A 15730-nucleotide genomic window follows, 5' to 3' on the forward strand; every position below is an offset into this window, starting at 1 on the left:
AGGGAAACTAGTCAATCGTCTTTGCGAAGTCCGAGTCCAAGTTCTTCTAGTTTCGCTTTCACTTCTTCAAGTGATTTACGTCCTAGATTACGAACTTTCATCATATCTTCTTCCGTCTTGTTCGCAAGCTCTTGAACCGTGTTGATACCCGCACGCTTTAAGCAGTTGTAAGAACGAACAGAAAGATCCAATTCTTCAATCGTCATTTCAAGAACTTTCTCTTTTTGATCTTCTTCTTTTTCAACCATGATTTCAGCATGCTGAGCTTCGTCAGTTAAACCAACGAATATATTAAGGTGTTCAGTTAAAATCTTTGAACCAAGCGCAATCGCTTCTTTAGGTCCAGTGCTTCCATCAGTCCAAACATCAAGTGTAAGTTTGTCATAGTTTGCAACCTGGCCTACACGAGTGTTCTCTACTTGATAAGATACACGAGAAACTGGCGTATAGATTGAATCGATCGGAATCACGCCGATAGGCTGATCGTCTCTTTTGTTTGCGTCAGCAGGCGTATACCCACGTCCTCTTTGAGCAGTAAGGCGAACTCGGAAACTCGCATTCTCACCAAGAGTCGCGATATGAAGATCAGGATTTAAGATCTCTACATCACTGTCGTGTGTAATATCAGCTGCTGTTACAGTTCCATCACCCTGTACATCAATTTCTAGCGTCTTCTCTTCATCAGAGTAGATTTTCAATGCAAGCTTTTTAATGTTTAAGATAATCGTTGTAACATCTTCCACAACGCCTTCAATTGTCGAGAATTCGTGCAGTACACCATCTATCTGGATTGATGTTACAGCGGCACCAGGGAGTGAGGATAAGAGGATACGACGTAAGGAGTTACCCAGAGTTGTACCATATCCACGCTCAAGTGGCTCTACGACAAACTTACCAAATTTGGCATCGTCGCTGATTTCAACCGTTTCGATTTTTGGTTTTTCAATCTCGATCATTACTTAAAACCCTCCTTCAAAACGTCGAAACCTCGAATAGAATCATATGAGATTCCATCCGAAATTCCCCATTGTTTAGTCCCGTATGTGCTCAGGCAACGAGTCGGTGCATTCGTTTAATAAATAACTGTATCATAACCCATTATTGACAGGGACACAAAATCTATACAAACAAATTACACGCGGCGACGTTTTGGTGGACGGCATCCGTTATGAGGAACAGGAGTTACGTCTCTGATAGCAGTGACTTCTAATCCAGCAGCTTGAAGCGCACGGATAGCAGCTTCACGACCTGAACCAGGGCCTTTTACAGTAACCTCAAGAGTTTTAAGTCCATGTTCGATTGAACCTTTAGCAGCTGTTTCTGCAGCCATTTGTGCAGCAAAAGGAGTAGATTTACGAGAACCTCTGAATCCTAGAGCTCCGGCACTAGACCAAGAAAGAGCATTACCATGAGTGTCAGTGATCGTAACGATCGTGTTATTGAAAGTTGAACGAATATGAGCAATTCCAGACTCAATATTCTTTTTCACGCGACGTTTACGCGTGTTAGATTTACGAGCAGCAGCCATTGTTTAGGTACCTCCCTTACTTATTTTTTCTTGTTAGCTACAGTACGACGCGGACCTTTACGAGTACGCGCATTGTTTTTAGAGTTTTGTCCGCGAACAGGCAAACCTCTGCGATGACGGATTCCGCGGTAGCTTCCGATTTCGATCAGACGCTTAATGTTAAGAGAAACTTCACGGCGAAGGTCACCTTCTACTTTCAGTTTGTCAATAACATCACGGATTTTACCAAGTTCTTCTTCAGTAAGATCACGCACACGAGTATCTTCTGAAACACCAGCCTCTTTCAAGACTTGCTGAGCCGTTGTGCGGCCAATTCCGAAGACATATGTTAAAGAAATAACAACACGTTTGTCACGTGGGATATCTACACCAGCAATACGAGCCATTCTCTGGGCACCTCCTTATAAATTATCCTTGTTTTTGTTTATGCTTTGGATTTTCACAGATCACCATTACTTTTCCTTTTCTGCGAATAACTTTACATTTTTCGCAGATTGGTTTAACTGATGGTCTCACTTTCATGTGTTTCCAACCTCCTTCAGTTTCCGGAGTGCTTTATTTGTAACGGTACGTAATCCTGCCACGAGTTAAGTCATATGGAGATAATTCTACCGTAACTTTGTCTCCAGGTAAAATGCGAATGAAGTGCATGCGGATTTTACCAGATACGTGAGCCAAAACAGTGTGTCCATTTTCGAGTTCAACTTTGAACATCGCGTTTGGCAATGTTTCGACTATCGTACCTTCCACTTCAATTACATCGTCTTTCGCCATTCAAGTGTTCTCCCTTCTTCAAATCAGTAACTTGCTTTCTGACAAATTTCAAAAGAGAAAATCTCAGTTTTCCGTTTGTCACACGCCCTGTTTCGTTTATACTGTTCTGAACTTCCGGAGATACGCAATCATAAAGGGTTAAATGATTGATATTCTATTTCTTAGGAGAATGAAATGTACGCTTTTCTCCGTCTGCTATTAGTACATGATGATTACAATTCCACCGACAACGGCAAGATGAATTCGTTCCTGCCAATGTTAAACCGAACCTTCTGCCCTATCAAGCCGGAAAAACATCTGCCTTCGGAATGATGTCATCATCTAGACTTTTGTCAGTATATCAAAACCCGTTTCCGTAATCGCAATTGTATGTTCAAAATGAGCACACTTTTTCCCATCTACCGTTACAACCGTCCAGTTATCAGCCAAAGTTTTCACATAGCGGCTGCCAGCGTTCACCATAGGTTCAATAGCGAGAACCATGCCAGGTTTAAGCCGTGGTCCTTTGTTGGGCGGACCGTAATGAGGAATTTGCGGGTCCTCATGCAAGTCTTGACCAACACCATGTCCGACATACTCCCTAACAACTGAAAACTGCTCATTTTCGACATACGTTTGTATTGCGTGGGAAATATTCGACAAACGTTCACCTGGTTTTGCTTCCTGCAAGCCTTTATATAAAGATTCCTCTGTCACTTCCAGAAGTTTTTTATCATCATCACTGATGTTTCCTACCGGATATGTCCATGCAGAGTCACCATGATAACCATTTAATTTAGCACCGATATCAATACTGATGATGTCACCGTCACGCAGCACCCTGCTGCCAGGAATGCCGTGAACGAGCTCTTCATTCACTGATACGCAAATGCTCCCGCGAAACCCATTATACCCCTTAAAAGATGGGATTGCACCCTGCTTCTTAATAAAACGTTCGGCAATTTGATCCAATTCTTTTGTCGAGATTCCTGGTTTAATGTGCTTTTTTAACTCTTCATGAGTCAAAGCCACGATTCGCCCTGCTTCCCGCATGATACCAAGTTCACGTGGGGTTTTACAGATAATCATTTTTTTAATCCTCCAAGAAGATCCTTCACATCTGCATAAACATCTTGAATGTCCTGCTGGCCATTCACGTTTACAAGATAACCTTTCTCAGAATAGAAATCGAGTAAAGGCTGAGTCTGCTTCATGTTTACCTCAAGCCGTTTAGAGACTGTTTCCTCATTATCATCTGCCCGTTGATAGAGTTCGCCTCCGTCTTTATCACAAACACCCGGCGTTTTCGGCGGATTAAAGACTAAATGATAGGTTGTGCCGCAAACACTGCAAATTCTGCGTCCAGTCAGACGTTCCATTAAAGAATCTTTATCAACTTTAATGTTAATGACATAATCAATCGGCTTGCCGTATTCTTCAAGAATTTCTTCAAGAGCTTCGGCTTGAGCGACTGTTCGCGGAAATCCGTCCAGAAGAAAACCTCTTTCACAATCATCTTTGCCAAGTCTTTCTTTGACAATTCCAATTGTGACTTCATCAGGTACGAGCTCTCCCTTATCAATATAAGATTTTGCTTCGAGTCCGAGTGATGTTTCCTCTTTCATAGCAGCACGGAACATATCTCCTGTTGAGATGTGAGGTATTCCATAATCCTCAACAATTCGTTCGCCCTGTGTACCTTTACCGGCACCAGGAAGCCCCATTAAGACTAAGTTCATTCGGATTTCCCCCGTCCTCTCTAATTAAGAGGGAATGGATAAATCCATTTCCTCTAGTTTTTCATAAATCCACGGTAGTTTCGTTTCACCAACTGGCTTTCTAGTTGTTTCATTGTCTCCAAGGCTACCCCGACAACAATTAACAAAGATGTTCCGCCAATTTGTGCACTTTGAGGCAATCCAGCGAATTGAATGAAAAAGATAGGAAGAATGGAAATCACGGCTAAGAATAAAGCACCCACAAACGTAAGTCGATACAAAATGCTCGTAATTCTATCTTGAGTCATTTTCCCTGGACGAACCCCCGGGATATAGCCACCCTGTTTTTTAAGGTTATCAGCCATTTGTTCAGGATTAACCTGGACAAAAGCATAAAAATACGTAAAGGCAATAATTAACGCAACATATATAGTCATCCCCACCGGATGTGTATTGTCAAAGTTGGCTTGAATCCACTTTGTCACATCGTTTGTTCCAAAGAATGACGCGATCGTACGCGGTGTTATTAAAAACGCAACCGCAAAGATTACTGGAATAACACCGGCAGGATTCACTTTCAATGGAAGGTGAGTAGACTGACCTCCGCCAGCAGGTGAACGACCTGTGCCTTTAGCATATTGAATCGCAATTTTCCGTACAGCTTGCTGAATGAAAATAACTCCAACAATAACTGCTAAAATCGCAATCACAAGAAGAGCGACTTTCACAATATGAATAAACAGCTGATCGTTGCTGCCGACAAATTGAGTCTCATATATTTGTCCAACCGTTTTCGGAATACTAGACACAATCCCCGCGAAGATAATGATCGATATTCCGTTGCCTACTCCATGAGATGTGATTTGTTCTCCAAGCCACATTAAAAAGGAAGTTCCGCCAGTAAGTACTAAAGCGATGATCAGATATGTGGATACGCCGGATTTTTCAATCAGCAATCCGTTAGCCAAATTGTTAAATCCGTATGACATACCCAACGCTTGGATAAATCCAAGGACAATCGTAAAGTATCTTGTGAACTGAGCCAATTTACGGCGGCCGACTTCACCCTGCTTAGACCACTCAGTAAACTTCGGCACAACATCCATCTGAAGCAGCTGGATGATGATTGAAGCTGTGATATAAGGAGTAATCCCCATTGCGAAAATAGAGAATTGGTAAAGCGCACCGCCGCCAAATGTATTAAGAAGATCAAATACTCCCATTTGAGACTGTGCCTGTAACACATCAGCGTTAACATACGGCACAGGAATAAACGCACCTATGCGAAAGACGATAAGCATGAGTAAAGTGAATATGATTTTATTCCGGATATCACTCACACGCATAAAGTTGGAGATTGTTTTAAACAAGTTAGATCACCTCAGCTGTACCGCCAGCAGCTTCAACAGCTTCTTTCGCAGAAGCAGAGAATTTATTGGCTTTTACAGTTAATTTTTTCTCTAATTTACCGTTGCCAAGAATCTTTACTCCTGCATTAAGTTTGCTTATAACACCAGTCTCAAGAAGAAGTTCAGGAGTGACTTCCGTTCCTTCTGCAAAACCGTTCAATTTGTCTAGGTTGACTACAGCGTATTCCTTACGGTTAATGTTAGTAAAACCGCGTTTAGGAAGACGTTGGAATAAAGGCATTTGTCCCCCCTCGAACCCTGGGCGTACACCGCCGCCAGAACGAGCGTTTTGACCTTTGTGACCTTTACCAGCTGTTTTACCGTTGCCAGAACCAATACCACGACCTACGCGATTACGCGTTTTGCGTGAACCTTCTGAAGGTTTTAATTCATGAAGTTTCATTAGGACACCTCCTTATCCGATCAATTATTTTTATTGTTCTTTAACAGAAACTAAATGAGATACTTTATTAATCATACCACGAATCGCAGCGTTGTCTTCATGAACAACAGTTTGGTTTGTTTTCTTTAAACCAAGTGTTCTCACAGTAACGCGTTGATCTTCCGGGCGACCGATTACACTTCGTTTGAGGGTAATTTCTAATTTAGCCATTAATATTCCCTCCTTATCCTAACAGTTCTTCTACAGATTTTCCACGAAGCTTCGCAACCTCTTCAGCACGCTTAAGTTCACTTAAGCCTTGAAGTGTTGCACGAATCATGTTGATCGGTGTGTTAGAACCTAAAGACTTAGAAAGGATGTCAGCTACACCAGCAAGCTCAAGTACCGCACGTACAGGGCCTCCAGCGATAACTCCAGTACCTTCAGAAGCAGGTTTTAACAAGATGTTACCTGCACCGAAACGTCCGATGATTTCATGTGGAATTGTAGTTCCAACCATTGGTACTTCAATTAAATTCTTTTTCGCATCTTCAACAGCTTTGCGGATCGCTTCTGGTACTTCTTGTGCTTTACCAGTACCGAATCCTACGTGTCCGTTTTTGTCACCGACAACGACTAGAGCTGCGAAGCGGAAACGACGACCACCTTTAACAACTTTCGCTACGCGGTTAACCGTAACTAAGCGTTCTTCTAACTCTAATTTGCTTGGGTCAATACGACGCATAATCATGTGTCCCTCCTTCTTTTATTAAAATTTAAGTCCAGCTTCACGAGCGGCATCAGCCAAAGCTTTTACACGTCCATGGTATAAGTATCCGCCACGGTCAAATACTACGTCAGAAACGCCTTTTTCAGCAGCGCGTTTTGCAACTAATTCTCCAACTTTAGCAGCAGCTGAAGTATCTCCAGTGCTTTCAACGTTCAAGTCTTTATCGAGAGTAGATGCACTAGCAAGTGTTACACCATTTACATCATCGATGATTTGAGCGTAAATGTGCTTGTTTGAACGGAAAACGTTAAGACGCGGTCTTTCAGCAGTACCAGAAAGTTTAGCGCGAACACGAGCGTGTCTTTTAAGACGAGCAGCATTTTTGCTAGTTTTCGTAATCATCTAGGTCACTCCTTTCTTCACTTTAAGCGATCTTACTTAGCAGATTTACCTTCTTTACGGCGAACAACTTCACCTTCGTAGCGGATTCCTTTACCTTTGTAAGGCTCTGGAGAACGGACAGCGCGAATGTTAGCAGCAATAGCTCCTACACGTTCTTTGTCTGTACCTTTAACGACTACTTTAGTTTGAGAAGGAACTTCGATATCGATGCCTTCTTCAGGGACGATCTCAACAGGGTGAGAGTATCCAACGTTTAAAACAAGTTTATTTCCGGATTTAGACGCACGGTAACCGACACCGACTAATTCCAAACCTCTTTCAAATCCTTTAGATACGCCTTCCACCATGTTGCCAAGCAGACTGCGAGTCGTACCATGCAGGGCACGGTGCTCTTTTTGATCAGAAGGACGAGCGACTGTAAGCACATTGTCCTCTATTTTAATCTCCATATCAGGGTGAAACGTACGAGTTAATTCTCCTTTTGGTCCTTTCACAGCTACAGTATTGTTATCGTTTAACGTTACTGTAACATCAGAAGGAATCTCAAGTAGCTTCTTACCTACACGAGACATACCAAACACCTCCATTCATGTTAAACTTTTTACCAAACGTATGCTAATACTTCTCCACCAGCTTGTTTTGCACGGGCTTCTTTGTCCGTTAAAACACCATGTGATGTAGAAAGAATTGCGATTCCTAGACCGTTAAGTACACGCGGTACTTCATTAGATTTAGCATAAACACGCAAACCAGGTTTGCTGATTCTTTTAAGACCAGTGATTACGCGCTCGTTATTTTGTCCGTATTTCAAGAAAACGCGGATGATACCTTGTTTACTGTCTTCTACGAACTCAACGTCACGAATGAAACCTTCACGCTTTAAAATTTCAGCAATTTCTCTTTTCAATTTAGAAGCAGGAATTTCAAGCTTCTCATGACGTACCATGTTTGCATTACGAATACGAGTCAGCATATCTGCAATTGGATCTGTCATAACCATTATATAATTACCTCCTTCCCTTTCTTGGGGATTACCAGCTGGCTTTTTTCACGCCAGGAATTTGTCCTTTATATGCAAGCTCACGGAAACAAATACGGCAAAGTTTAAATTTACGAATGACTGAATGCGGACGTCCGCAGCGTTCACAGCGAGTGTACTCTTGTACTTTAAACTTTGGTGTACGTTGTTGTTTCGCAATCATTGACTTCTTAGCCACGATTTCGCCTCCCTTTCATTGATTATTTCTGGAACGGCATACCTACTTGAGTTAATAGCTCACGAGCCTCTTCATCAGAATTAGCAGTCGTTACAATAACGATGTCCATTCCGCGAACCTTTGTTACTTTATCGTAGTCAATTTCAGGGAAGATTAACTGTTCTTTGATACCAAGTGTGTAGTTACCGCGACCGTCGAAAGATTTTTTAGAAACCCCGCGGAAGTCACGTACACGCGGTAAAGATACAGAAATAAGTTTATCAAGGAAATCATACATGCGCTCTCCGCGAAGAGTTACTTTCGCACCGATAGGCATTCCTTCACGAAGACGGAATCCAGCAATTGATTTCTTCGCACGAGTAACGACAGGTTTTTGACCTGCGATAAACGTTAATTCTTCAACAGCACTGTCGATTGCTTTTGCGTTTTGAACAGCGTCACCAACACCCATGTTGATTACGATTTTTTCAATTTTAGGCACTTGCATAACTGAGTCATAGTTGAACTTAGTCATTAAAGCAGGTGCAATTTCTTTATTGTACTTTTCTTTAAGGCGGTTCATGAGATAGACCTCCCTTCCTTTAATACTATTTATCTAGAACTTGCCCAGATTTTTTTGCTACACGAACTTTTTTGCCATCTTCCACTTTGTATCCTACGCGAGTCACTTCACCTGTTTTAGGATCGAGCGGCATAACGTTTGATACATGAATTGGCGCCTCTTGATTAGAAATACCGCCTTGAGGGTTAGCTTGAGTTGGTTTAGAGTGTTTCTTTACCATGTTAACACCTTCAACTAAAACGCGGTCCTTTTTAGGGAAAGCAGCAAGGATCGTTCCTTGTTTGCCTTTATCTTTACCAGAGATAACCATAACTTTATCGCCTTTTTTTACATGCATCCTGATCGCACCTCCTTGAATAAGGCATTTATTTCATTAGATAACTTCTGGAGCTAGAGAAACAATTTTCATAAAGTTGTTTTCACGCAATTCACGAGCAACTGGTCCGAAGATACGAGTTCCACGCGGGCTCTTGTCGTCACGGATGATAACACATGCATTCTCATCGAAGCTGATGTATGAACCGTCACTTCTGCGCGCTCCGCTTTTAGTGCGAACGATAACAGCTTTTACGACTTCACCTTTTTTGACAACGCCTCCTGGTGTTGCTTGTTTAACCGTGCAAACAATTACATCACCAATGTTAGCTGTTTTACGACCAGAACCACCAAGAACTTTAATAGTAAGTACTTCACGTGCGCCAGAGTTGTCAGCTACTTTTAAACGAGTCTCTTGTTGAATCATTATTTGTTACCTCCCTTCGGAAAAAAGAATTCCGAACTTTATTAGATAATAACAGCTTCTTCGACAACTTCAACTAGACGGAAACGCTTAGTTGCAGACAATGGACGAGTTTCCATGATCTTTACGATGTCACCGATTTTCGCTTGATTATTTTCATCATGTGCTTTGAATTTCTTTGAGTATTTTACGCGTTTACCGTAAAGTGAATGTTTCTTGTATGTTTCAACAACAACAGTGATGGTTTTATCCATTTTGTCAGAAACAACACGGCCTTGGTAAACTTTGCGTTGGTTACGTTCGCTCATGCTCACGACCTCCCCTCAGTGATTATTTATTAGCAGCAATTTCTCTTTCACGAATCACAGTTTTCATGCGCGCGATAGCTTTGCGCACTTCACGAATGCGAGCAGTATTTTCAAGTTGTCCTGTCGCTAATTGAAAGCGAAGATTGAAAAGTTCTTCTTTAAGAGACTTTACTTTTTGTTCAATTTCAGCAGTGGTAAGGTCACGAATTTCATTAGCTTTCATTTGATTCACCACCAATTTCTTCACGTTTTACGAACTTCGTTTTAATTGGCAATTTGTGAGATGCAAGACGAAGTGCTTCACGAGCAACCTCTTCAGACACACCAGAAATTTCAAATAAAACTTTGCCCGGTTTTACAACAGCTACCCAACCTTCTGGAGCCCCTTTACCGGATCCCATACGTACCTCAAGTGGTTTAGCAGTGTAAGGTTTAGAAGGGAAAATTTTGATCCAAACTTTACCGCCACGTTTCATGTAACGAGTCATCGCAATACGGGCAGCTTCGATTTGACGGTTAGTGATCCAAGAAGCTTCTAGAGCTTGGATACCGAACTCACCGAAATGTACTTCAGTACCGCCTTTCGCACGGCCACGCATTTTTCCGCGATGCTCTCTGCGATATTTAACGCGTTTAGGTAATAACATATTATTTTCCTCCTTCCTCAGTTTTCTTCTTAGTAGGAAGAACCTCTCCACGATAGATCCAGACTTTTACACCAAGCTTACCGTAAGTAGTGTCAGCTTCAGATGTTGCATAGTCAATGTCCGCACGTAATGTGTGCAATGGAACAGTTCCTTCACTGTAGTATTCAGAACGAGCGATATCTGCACCGCCAAGACGACCAGAAACCATTGTTTTCACACCTTGTGCTCCAGCACGCATTGTGCGTTGGATTTGTTGTTTCTGCGCACGGCGGAAAGAAACACGGTTTTCTAATTGACGAGCGATGTTGTCAGCAACTAGCTGTGCATCAAGATCTGCTCTTTTGATTTCAAGAATGTTAATGTGTACACGCTTGCCAGTAAGGCTGTTAAGGGCTTTACGAAGTGCTTCAACTTCAGAACCGCCTTTACCGATAACCATACCAGGCTTAGCTGTGTGGATCGTAATGTTAACACGATTTGCTGCGCGCTCGATTTCAACTTTAGAAACAGAAGCGTCAGAAAGTCGTTTGCTAATGTATTCACGAATTCTTAAATCTTCGTGCAGGAAGTCAGCGTAATCTTTACCAGCGTACCACTTAGATTCCCAATCACGAATGACTCCGATACGAAGACCGACTGGATTTACCTTTTGACCCACTACTTATCCCTCCTTCTTTTCTGATACAACGATTGTAATGTGGCTCGTACGTTTGTTGATTTGGCTCGCACGTCCCATAGCACGTGGGCGGAATCTTTTTAACGTAGGGCCTTCGTCAACGAATGCTTGAGAAATAACCAGGTTATTAGCGTCCATTTCATAGTTATGCTCAGCATTTGCAATAGCGGATTTTAATACTTTCTCGATAATTGGAGAAGCAGCTCTCGGTGTTAGGTTCAAGATTGACACTGCTTCACCTACTTGCTTGCCTCGAATCAGGTCCATTACTAGACGTGCTTTACGAGGAGCAATACGGACTGTTCTTGCAACAGCTTTAGCTTGCATTTAAAAGCCTCCTCTCTTAGCGTCTTGTTTTTTTGTCATCACTAGCATGACCTTTGTACGTACGAGTTGGAGCGAATTCACCCAACTTATGCCCTACCATATCTTCAGAGATGAATACAGGCACGTGTTTACGTCCGTCATAGACTGCGATTGTGTGACCAATAAACTGTGGGAAAATAGTAGAACGACGAGACCAAGTTTTTACGACTTGTTTCTTGTCTGTTTCATTTAATTTCTCGATTTTTGTCATCAAGTGTCCATCGACAAATGGTCCTTTTTTCAAGCTGCGAGCCATTTTGGAACCTCCCTTCGTGATTGCACTACGGTCCGAAGTGAACCGTAGACAACCCCGTTATTTATTTTTGCGACGACGTACGATAAATTTATCAGATTTGTTCTTTTTCTTACGTGTCTTGAATCCAAGAGTTGGTTTGCCCCATGGAGACATTGGTGATTTACGTCCGATTGGCGCACGTCCTTCACCACCACCGTGTGGGTGATCGTTAGGGTTCATTACAGAACCACGAACTGTTGGACGGATGCCTTTCCAGCGAGAACGTCCAGCTTTACCAATGTTGATAAGTTCGTGCTGTTCGTTACCTACTTGACCGATAGAAGCACGGCAAGCAGAAAGAATCATGCGAACTTCTCCAGAGTTAAGACGTACAAGAACGTATTTACCTTCTTTACCAAGAACCTGAGCAGATGTACCAGCTGAACGTACAAGCTGTCCGCCTTTTCCAGGTTTTAATTCAATGTTATGCACAACTGTACCAACAGGGATGTTGATAAGTGGAAGTGCATTACCTACTTTGATGTCAGCTTCTGGACCTGACATGATTTCAGTACCCACTTGAATTCCTTTTGGAGCAAGAATGTAACGTTTTTCTCCGTCTGCATAGTTGATTAGAGCGATGTTAGCTGAACGGTTTGGATCGTATTCAACTGTAGCAACGCGTCCAGGTATACCATCTTTATCGCGTTTGAAGTCGATAACACGGTATTGGCGTTTATGTCCGCCACCTTGGTGACGTACAGTCAATTTACCTTGGTTGTTACGTCCGCCTTTTTTGTGAAGGGGAGCAAGCAAGGATTTTTCCGGCTTGTCAGTCGTGATTTCAGCAAAATCTGAAGTTGTCATGCCACGACGTCCATTAGAGGTCGGTTTATACTTTTTAATCGCCATTTTGAATTTCCCTCCTTCTTTTTACAGATAATTAAGCTTCAAAAATTTCGATTTCTTTGCTGTCTGCAGTAAGTTTTACGATCGCTTTTCTGCGACGGCTAGTCATACCAGTGTAGCGTCCAACACGTTTTGATTTACCTTTGTAGTTCATGATGTTGACTTTGTCAACTTTCACTCCAAAGATGCTTTCAACCGCGTCTTTCACTTCTGTTTTGTTAGCTCTTACATCAACTTCAAAAGTATATTTCTTTTCAGCCATTAAATCAGCAGAACGTTCAGTAATGACGGGGCGCTTTAGAACATCACGAGGATCTTTCATTATGCAAGCACCTCCTCTACTTTTTCAACCGCTGCTTTTGTAATCAGAAGCTTCTCGTGGTTGACAACGTCTAAAACGTTGATTCCGTTAGCTTCAACTACAGTAACTCCAGGAATGTTGCGAGCAGATAAAGCTACTGCTTCGTTAGCATCTGCAGTTACGATTAAAGCTTTTTTCTCAACAGATAATCCTTTAAGGATAGCTGCCATTTCTTTTGTTTTAGCCGTATCAAGAGTAAGATCTTCAAGTACGATGATGTTGTTGTCGTTTACTTTAGAAGACAATACTGATTTGATTGCCAAGCGGCGAACTTTTTTAGGTAATTTATAAGAATAGCTGCGTGGTGTTGGGCCGAATACGACACCACCTCCGCGCCATTGCGGTGAACGGATAGAACCTTGACGGGCACGTCCAGTACCTTTTTGACGCCATGGTTTACGACCTCCGCCGCGTACTTCAGAACGATTTTTTACTTTGTGAGATCCTTGACGTAAGGAAGCTCTTTGCATAAGAATAGCGTCGAATACAACACTTTCATTTGGCTCAATTCCAAATACAGAAGCGTTTAATTCGATGTCACCAGCAGTAGAACCGTTTTGGTTGTATAATGCTACTTTTGGCATGATCAATTTCCTCCTTTCCTAAGAGAGTTATTTAGATTTAACAGCACTTTTAACAGTGATTAAAGATTTTCTCGCACCAGGTACGTTACCTTTGATCAAAAGAAGATTGCGTTCCGCATCAACTTTTACGACTTCAAGGTTTTGAACAGTGATCTGCTCTCCGCCCATACGTCCAGGTAATAATTTACCTTTGAATACACGGTTAGGATCTACAGGTCCCATTGAACCAGGACGACGGTGGTAGCGTGAACCGTGAGACATAGGTCCGCGAGATTGTCCGTGGCGCTTGATCGCACCTTGGAAACCTTTACCTTTAGATACTCCTGTTACATCTACAATTTCTCCAGCAGAGAAAATTTCAACCTTGACTTCCTGACCAACTTCATACGCATCCATTTCCACTCCGCGTAATTCTTTTACGAAGCGCTTAGGAGCAGTTTCCGCTTTAGCAACGTGTCCTTGTTCAGGTTTGTTAGAAAGCTTTTCGCGCTTGTCGTCAAAACCAAGCTGGATTGCTTCGTAGCCGTCGTTTTCAGCTGTTTTCTTTTGGAGAACAACGTTCGGAGCAGCTTCAATAACAGTTACCGGAATAAGATCACCGTTTTCTGCGAATACTTGCGTCATACCAATTTTTCTTCCTAAGATTCCTTTGGTCATTCGTCACACCTCCTATTAAGATCATTCTATATTTTAGAATTAAAGTTTAATTTCGATATCGACACCAGATGGTAAGTCTAATCGCATGAGCGCATCAACAGTTTGTGGTGTTGGGTTCACAATGTCGATTAAACGTTTATGTGTACGCATTTCAAATTGCTCACGAGAATCTTTGTATTTGTGCACCGCACGAAGGATTGTGTAAACTGATTTTTCAGTTGGCAACGGAATCGGACCAGATACGCTGGCACCAGAACGTTTTGCCGTTTCAACAATCTTCTCTGCAGATTGATCAAGGATTCTATGATCATATGCTTTCAAACGAATACGAATTTTTTGTTTTGCCATTATTTTCCCTCCTTTTCGCCTACTTCACGTTAGACAGTTCTCCGTGAGAAAAACCTGAACACCTTGCCATGGCAAAGCGGCCGGGTGTGTCAGCAACCTCTCACTTCATCGCAGTCAAAGACCAACATACACCATTATACAGAAAATAGACGTATGTTGCAAGACTTATTTAGAATATGCATGATTTGCACACTTTTAGTATTATACAGGTGTTTTTCTTATTTATCAAGAAGCGAGTGAATAAGGGAATTTTCTTCTATCATAAGTGGTACACTGCGTGTTTACTCAGAGTATTGGCAAATAATGAAGGCTCCTCGATATGCGGCGTGTGGGCGGAGTTTTTAAAATAATGCCAGCGCTTTTCAGGAGCATCCACAAACAGATAATACTGTTTCGATGTTTCAGCAGGAACGATCAAATCATGTCTCCCCGAAATAAAAAAGCTCGGTACTTTAATAGAAGAAACTGATTTAAATGCATCAAAACGAAATAAATCATCAGTTAAATACTTTGCGCTGAAAAGCTGTCCTCTGATGAAACGAGAGATGTTTTTTATTCCATACTCATTTCCAGCAAGCAACTGACACAATACTGTAAGAATGTGCCGGCGATGATGAGTGAATCCTCCCCTGCTCAGTTCAATACAGACTCGAAAGATGAAGTGCTGAATTTTCTTGTTCCAAGGTGGAGGGCCGAGTAAGCCTAAGGCTACTGAAAGAAAGCGATTTGTCTTGCGCAGAGAATCATAGGCCGTTTTTTCTTCCAGCTGAGTATTAGTTACCTGACTGATTCCATAATAAGCGTGAAAAAGATCCGGCCTCTCTTGCAGAACATGAAGAGCCAGCAGCGAACCCCAAGAATGTCCTGCAAGGTACACTTTTGGTTTTGAAAAATAATTTAAGAGCCATTCAGTAACTTGAATAGTGTCTTTAATGATTTGACTGATTGTCATTGAACTCTGCGGAATCTGTTTAGTATAGGAAAGACCTGAACCCCTTTGATCCCAATTTACAACTGTAAAGTGCTGTTCCAGTTCCTTTTGATAGCTCCTGATAAATCCGATTTGGGATGCTCCGGGTCCACCATGTAAAAAAAGCAGCAATGGGTTCGCTATATCATTTCCATTGATCATGAGCATTTGCTTCGTATTTTCGATCCTCAGTTTTTTCATGAAAGAAATTGATGTGTTTTCACTCATA

Annotated in this window: 30 protein-coding genes and 1 pseudogene; all 31 read right to left on the minus strand. The window is 42.0% G+C overall.

Translation table 11 applies throughout. From position 1 onward, the window contains the following. Nucleotides 1-11 precede the first annotated feature (11 nt). The gene (locus H7F27_RS20070; RefSeq protein ID WP_010332783.1) at nt 12-956 is read right to left on the minus strand and encodes a DNA-directed RNA polymerase subunit alpha; all 945 of its coding nucleotides are present in this window, start codon (nt 954-956) and stop codon (nt 12-14) included. 176 nt (nt 957-1132) lie between these two features. Continuing rightward, a complete protein-coding gene (gene rpsK / locus H7F27_RS20075) occupies nt 1133-1528 on the minus strand; it encodes a 30S ribosomal protein S11 (protein ID WP_010332782.1) in 396 nt (131 codons plus the stop codon). 20 nt (nt 1529-1548) lie between these two features. After that, on the minus strand, nt 1549-1914 hold the full coding sequence (rpsM, locus tag H7F27_RS20080; RefSeq protein ID WP_003156545.1) for a 30S ribosomal protein S13: 366 nt from the start codon (nt 1912-1914) through the stop codon (nt 1549-1551). 22 nt (nt 1915-1936) lie between these two features. Further along, on the minus strand, nt 1937-2050 hold the full coding sequence (rpmJ, locus tag H7F27_RS20085) for a 50S ribosomal protein L36 (protein WP_003156543.1): 114 nt from the start codon (nt 2048-2050) through the stop codon (nt 1937-1939). A gap of 33 nt (nt 2051-2083) precedes the next feature. Next, a complete protein-coding gene (infA, locus tag H7F27_RS20090) occupies nt 2084-2302 on the minus strand; it encodes a translation initiation factor IF-1 (RefSeq protein ID WP_003156508.1) in 219 nt (72 codons plus the stop codon). Beyond that, nucleotides 2280-2559: pseudogene (locus H7F27_RS21050) on the minus strand (RNA-binding protein). Before H7F27_RS21050 ends, infA begins: the two are co-directional and overlap by 23 nt. 64 nt (nt 2560-2623) lie before the next feature. Then, entirely contained in the window at nt 2624-3370 is a 747-nt protein-coding gene (map, locus tag H7F27_RS20095) for a type I methionyl aminopeptidase (RefSeq protein WP_044153406.1), read from the minus strand. Then, the gene (locus H7F27_RS20100) at nt 3367-4020 is read right to left on the minus strand and encodes an adenylate kinase (protein WP_010332780.1); all 654 of its coding nucleotides are present in this window, start codon (nt 4018-4020) and stop codon (nt 3367-3369) included. The genes map and H7F27_RS20100 overlap by 4 nt, the downstream gene beginning before the upstream one ends. Nucleotides 4021-4073: 53 nt before the next feature. Then, entirely contained in the window at nt 4074-5369 is a 1296-nt protein-coding gene (gene secY / locus H7F27_RS20105) for a preprotein translocase subunit SecY (RefSeq protein WP_185848349.1), read from the minus strand. A gap of 1 nt (nt 5370) precedes the next feature. Next, the gene (gene rplO, locus H7F27_RS20110; RefSeq protein ID WP_003225819.1) at nt 5371-5811 is read right to left on the minus strand and encodes a 50S ribosomal protein L15; all 441 of its coding nucleotides are present in this window, start codon (nt 5809-5811) and stop codon (nt 5371-5373) included. A 30-nt stretch (nt 5812-5841) separates the two neighbouring features. After that, a complete protein-coding gene (gene rpmD / locus H7F27_RS20115) occupies nt 5842-6021 on the minus strand; it encodes a 50S ribosomal protein L30 (RefSeq protein ID WP_003156497.1) in 180 nt (59 codons plus the stop codon). Nucleotides 6022-6034: 13 nt separating this feature from the next. Continuing rightward, complete coding sequence (gene rpsE / locus H7F27_RS20120; protein ID WP_003156493.1) at nt 6035-6535, minus strand: 30S ribosomal protein S5; 501 nt, start codon at nt 6533-6535, stop codon at nt 6035-6037. A gap of 24 nt (nt 6536-6559) precedes the next feature. Then, a complete protein-coding gene (gene rplR / locus H7F27_RS20125; RefSeq protein WP_044153410.1) occupies nt 6560-6922 on the minus strand; it encodes a 50S ribosomal protein L18 in 363 nt (120 codons plus the stop codon). 32 nt (nt 6923-6954) lie between these two features. After that, nucleotides 6955-7494 carry a 50S ribosomal protein L6 gene (gene rplF, locus H7F27_RS20130; protein ID WP_010332777.1) on the minus strand — a complete coding sequence of 180 codons (540 nt, stop codon included), beginning with the start codon at nt 7492-7494 and terminating at the stop codon, nt 6955-6957. Nucleotides 7495-7523: 29 nt separating this feature from the next. Further along, a complete protein-coding gene (gene rpsH / locus H7F27_RS20135) occupies nt 7524-7922 on the minus strand; it encodes a 30S ribosomal protein S8 (protein WP_010332776.1) in 399 nt (132 codons plus the stop codon). A 31-nt stretch (nt 7923-7953) separates the two neighbouring features. After that, nucleotides 7954-8139, minus strand: a complete 186-nt coding sequence (gene rpsN, locus H7F27_RS20140; RefSeq protein ID WP_003156488.1) for a 30S ribosomal protein S14 — start codon at nt 8137-8139, stop codon at nt 7954-7956. A 22-nt stretch (nt 8140-8161) separates the two neighbouring features. Then, a complete protein-coding gene (gene rplE / locus H7F27_RS20145) occupies nt 8162-8701 on the minus strand; it encodes a 50S ribosomal protein L5 (protein WP_044153413.1) in 540 nt (179 codons plus the stop codon). 25 nt (nt 8702-8726) lie between these two features. After that, entirely contained in the window at nt 8727-9038 is a 312-nt protein-coding gene (gene rplX, locus H7F27_RS20150; protein ID WP_003156486.1) for a 50S ribosomal protein L24, read from the minus strand. Between the two features lie 36 nt (nt 9039-9074). Further along, on the minus strand, nt 9075-9443 hold the full coding sequence (rplN, locus tag H7F27_RS20155) for a 50S ribosomal protein L14 (protein WP_003225805.1): 369 nt from the start codon (nt 9441-9443) through the stop codon (nt 9075-9077). Nucleotides 9444-9484: 41 nt separating this feature from the next. After that, nucleotides 9485-9748, minus strand: coding sequence for a 30S ribosomal protein S17 (gene rpsQ / locus H7F27_RS20160; protein WP_003178345.1), 264 nt, complete (start codon nt 9746-9748; stop codon nt 9485-9487). Between the two features lie 22 nt (nt 9749-9770). Then, nucleotides 9771-9971: a 50S ribosomal protein L29 gene (gene rpmC / locus H7F27_RS20165; protein ID WP_003156482.1), complete on the minus strand. Its 201-nt coding sequence runs from the start codon at nt 9969-9971 to the stop codon at nt 9771-9773. Next, on the minus strand, nt 9961-10395 hold the full coding sequence (rplP, locus tag H7F27_RS20170) for a 50S ribosomal protein L16 (protein WP_003225801.1): 435 nt from the start codon (nt 10393-10395) through the stop codon (nt 9961-9963). The genes rpmC and rplP overlap by 11 nt, the downstream gene beginning before the upstream one ends. 1 nt (nt 10396) lies before the next feature. Further along, a complete protein-coding gene (rpsC, locus tag H7F27_RS20175) occupies nt 10397-11053 on the minus strand; it encodes a 30S ribosomal protein S3 (RefSeq protein WP_010332773.1) in 657 nt (218 codons plus the stop codon). A 3-nt stretch (nt 11054-11056) separates the two neighbouring features. After that, on the minus strand, nt 11057-11398 hold the full coding sequence (rplV, locus tag H7F27_RS20180) for a 50S ribosomal protein L22 (RefSeq protein ID WP_003156475.1): 342 nt from the start codon (nt 11396-11398) through the stop codon (nt 11057-11059). A 16-nt stretch (nt 11399-11414) separates the two neighbouring features. Beyond that, entirely contained in the window at nt 11415-11693 is a 279-nt protein-coding gene (gene rpsS, locus H7F27_RS20185) for a 30S ribosomal protein S19 (protein ID WP_003156472.1), read from the minus strand. 57 nt (nt 11694-11750) lie between these two features. Further along, complete coding sequence (rplB, locus tag H7F27_RS20190; RefSeq protein ID WP_003225795.1) at nt 11751-12584, minus strand: 50S ribosomal protein L2; 834 nt, start codon at nt 12582-12584, stop codon at nt 11751-11753. Nucleotides 12585-12615: 31 nt separating this feature from the next. Then, nucleotides 12616-12903, minus strand: a complete 288-nt coding sequence (gene rplW / locus H7F27_RS20195) for a 50S ribosomal protein L23 (RefSeq protein WP_003225793.1) — start codon at nt 12901-12903, stop codon at nt 12616-12618. Continuing rightward, a complete protein-coding gene (gene rplD, locus H7F27_RS20200) occupies nt 12903-13526 on the minus strand; it encodes a 50S ribosomal protein L4 (RefSeq protein ID WP_003242004.1) in 624 nt (207 codons plus the stop codon). The genes rplW and rplD overlap by 1 nt, the downstream gene beginning before the upstream one ends. Before the next feature lie 27 nt (nt 13527-13553). Beyond that, nucleotides 13554-14183, minus strand: a complete 630-nt coding sequence (gene rplC, locus H7F27_RS20205) for a 50S ribosomal protein L3 (protein ID WP_059291697.1) — start codon at nt 14181-14183, stop codon at nt 13554-13556. Between the two features lie 39 nt (nt 14184-14222). Continuing rightward, a complete protein-coding gene (gene rpsJ / locus H7F27_RS20210; protein ID WP_003156464.1) occupies nt 14223-14531 on the minus strand; it encodes a 30S ribosomal protein S10 in 309 nt (102 codons plus the stop codon). A gap of 259 nt (nt 14532-14790) precedes the next feature. Continuing rightward, the gene (locus H7F27_RS20215) at nt 14791-15729 is read right to left on the minus strand and encodes an alpha/beta fold hydrolase (protein WP_185848350.1); all 939 of its coding nucleotides are present in this window, start codon (nt 15727-15729) and stop codon (nt 14791-14793) included. Nucleotide 15730 lies beyond the last annotated feature (1 nt).

The sequence above is a fragment of the Bacillus sp. PAMC26543 genome, assembly GCF_014250375.1.
Classification (GTDB): Bacteria; Bacillota; Bacilli; order Bacillales; family Bacillaceae; genus Bacillus; species Bacillus halotolerans.

Bases quoted from the DNA above. Each gene is read 5' to 3' on its own strand.
- H7F27_RS20070 (WP_010332783.1), bottom strand. From the start codon at position 956: ATGATCGAGATTGAAAAACCAAAAATCGAAACGGTTGAAATCAGCGAC.
- rpsK (WP_010332782.1), bottom strand. From the start codon at position 1,528: ATGGCTGCTGCTCGTAAATCTAACACGCGTAAACGTCGCGTGAAAAAG.
- rpsM (WP_003156545.1), bottom strand. From the start codon at position 1,914: ATGGCTCGTATTGCTGGTGTAGATATCCCACGTGACAAACGTGTTGTT.
- rpmJ (WP_003156543.1), bottom strand. From the start codon at position 2,050: ATGAAAGTGAGACCATCAGTTAAACCAATCTGCGAAAAATGTAAAGTT.
- infA (WP_003156508.1), bottom strand. From the start codon at position 2,302: ATGGCGAAAGACGATGTAATTGAAGTGGAAGGTACGATAGTCGAAACA.
- map (WP_044153406.1), bottom strand. From the start codon at position 3,370: ATGATTATCTGTAAAACCCCACGTGAACTTGGTATCATGCGGGAAGCA.
- H7F27_RS20100 (WP_010332780.1), bottom strand. From the start codon at position 4,020: ATGAACTTAGTCTTAATGGGGCTTCCTGGTGCCGGTAAAGGTACACAG.
- rplO (WP_003225819.1), bottom strand. From the start codon at position 5,811: ATGAAACTTCATGAATTAAAACCTTCAGAAGGTTCACGCAAAACGCGT.
- rpmD (WP_003156497.1), bottom strand. From the start codon at position 6,021: ATGGCTAAATTAGAAATTACCCTCAAACGAAGTGTAATCGGTCGCCCG.
- rpsE (WP_003156493.1), bottom strand. From the start codon at position 6,535: ATGCGTCGTATTGACCCAAGCAAATTAGAGTTAGAAGAACGCTTAGTT.
- rplR (WP_044153410.1), bottom strand. From the start codon at position 6,922: ATGATTACGAAAACTAGCAAAAATGCTGCTCGTCTTAAAAGACACGCT.
- rplF (WP_010332777.1), bottom strand. From the start codon at position 7,494: ATGTCTCGTGTAGGTAAGAAGCTACTTGAGATTCCTTCTGATGTTACA.
- rpsH (WP_010332776.1), bottom strand. From the start codon at position 7,922: ATGGTTATGACAGATCCAATTGCAGATATGCTGACTCGTATTCGTAAT.
- rplE (WP_044153413.1), bottom strand. From the start codon at position 8,701: ATGAACCGCCTTAAAGAAAAGTACAATAAAGAAATTGCACCTGCTTTA.
- rplX (WP_003156486.1), bottom strand. From the start codon at position 9,038: ATGCATGTAAAAAAAGGCGATAAAGTTATGGTTATCTCTGGTAAAGAT.
- rplN (WP_003225805.1), bottom strand. From the start codon at position 9,443: ATGATTCAACAAGAGACTCGTTTAAAAGTAGCTGACAACTCTGGCGCA.
- rpsQ (WP_003178345.1), bottom strand. From the start codon at position 9,748: ATGAGCGAACGTAACCAACGCAAAGTTTACCAAGGCCGTGTTGTTTCT.
- rpmC (WP_003156482.1), bottom strand. From the start codon at position 9,971: ATGAAAGCTAATGAAATTCGTGACCTTACCACTGCTGAAATTGAACAA.
- rplP (WP_003225801.1), bottom strand. From the start codon at position 10,395: ATGTTATTACCTAAACGCGTTAAATATCGCAGAGAGCATCGCGGAAAA.
- rplV (WP_003156475.1), bottom strand. From the start codon at position 11,398: ATGCAAGCTAAAGCTGTTGCAAGAACAGTCCGTATTGCTCCTCGTAAA.
- rpsS (WP_003156472.1), bottom strand. From the start codon at position 11,693: ATGGCTCGCAGCTTGAAAAAAGGACCATTTGTCGATGGACACTTGATG.
- rplB (WP_003225795.1), bottom strand. From the start codon at position 12,584: ATGGCGATTAAAAAGTATAAACCGACCTCTAATGGACGTCGTGGCATG.
- rplW (WP_003225793.1), bottom strand. From the start codon at position 12,903: ATGAAAGATCCTCGTGATGTTCTAAAGCGCCCCGTCATTACTGAACGT.
- rplD (WP_003242004.1), bottom strand. From the start codon at position 13,526: ATGCCAAAAGTAGCATTATACAACCAAAACGGTTCTACTGCTGGTGAC.
- rplC (WP_059291697.1), bottom strand. From the start codon at position 14,183: ATGACCAAAGGAATCTTAGGAAGAAAAATTGGTATGACGCAAGTATTC.
- rpsJ (WP_003156464.1), bottom strand. From the start codon at position 14,531: ATGGCAAAACAAAAAATTCGTATTCGTTTGAAAGCATATGATCATAGA.
- H7F27_RS20215 (WP_185848350.1), bottom strand. From the start codon at position 15,729: ATGAGTGAAAACACATCAATTTCTTTCATGAAAAAACTGAGGATCGAA.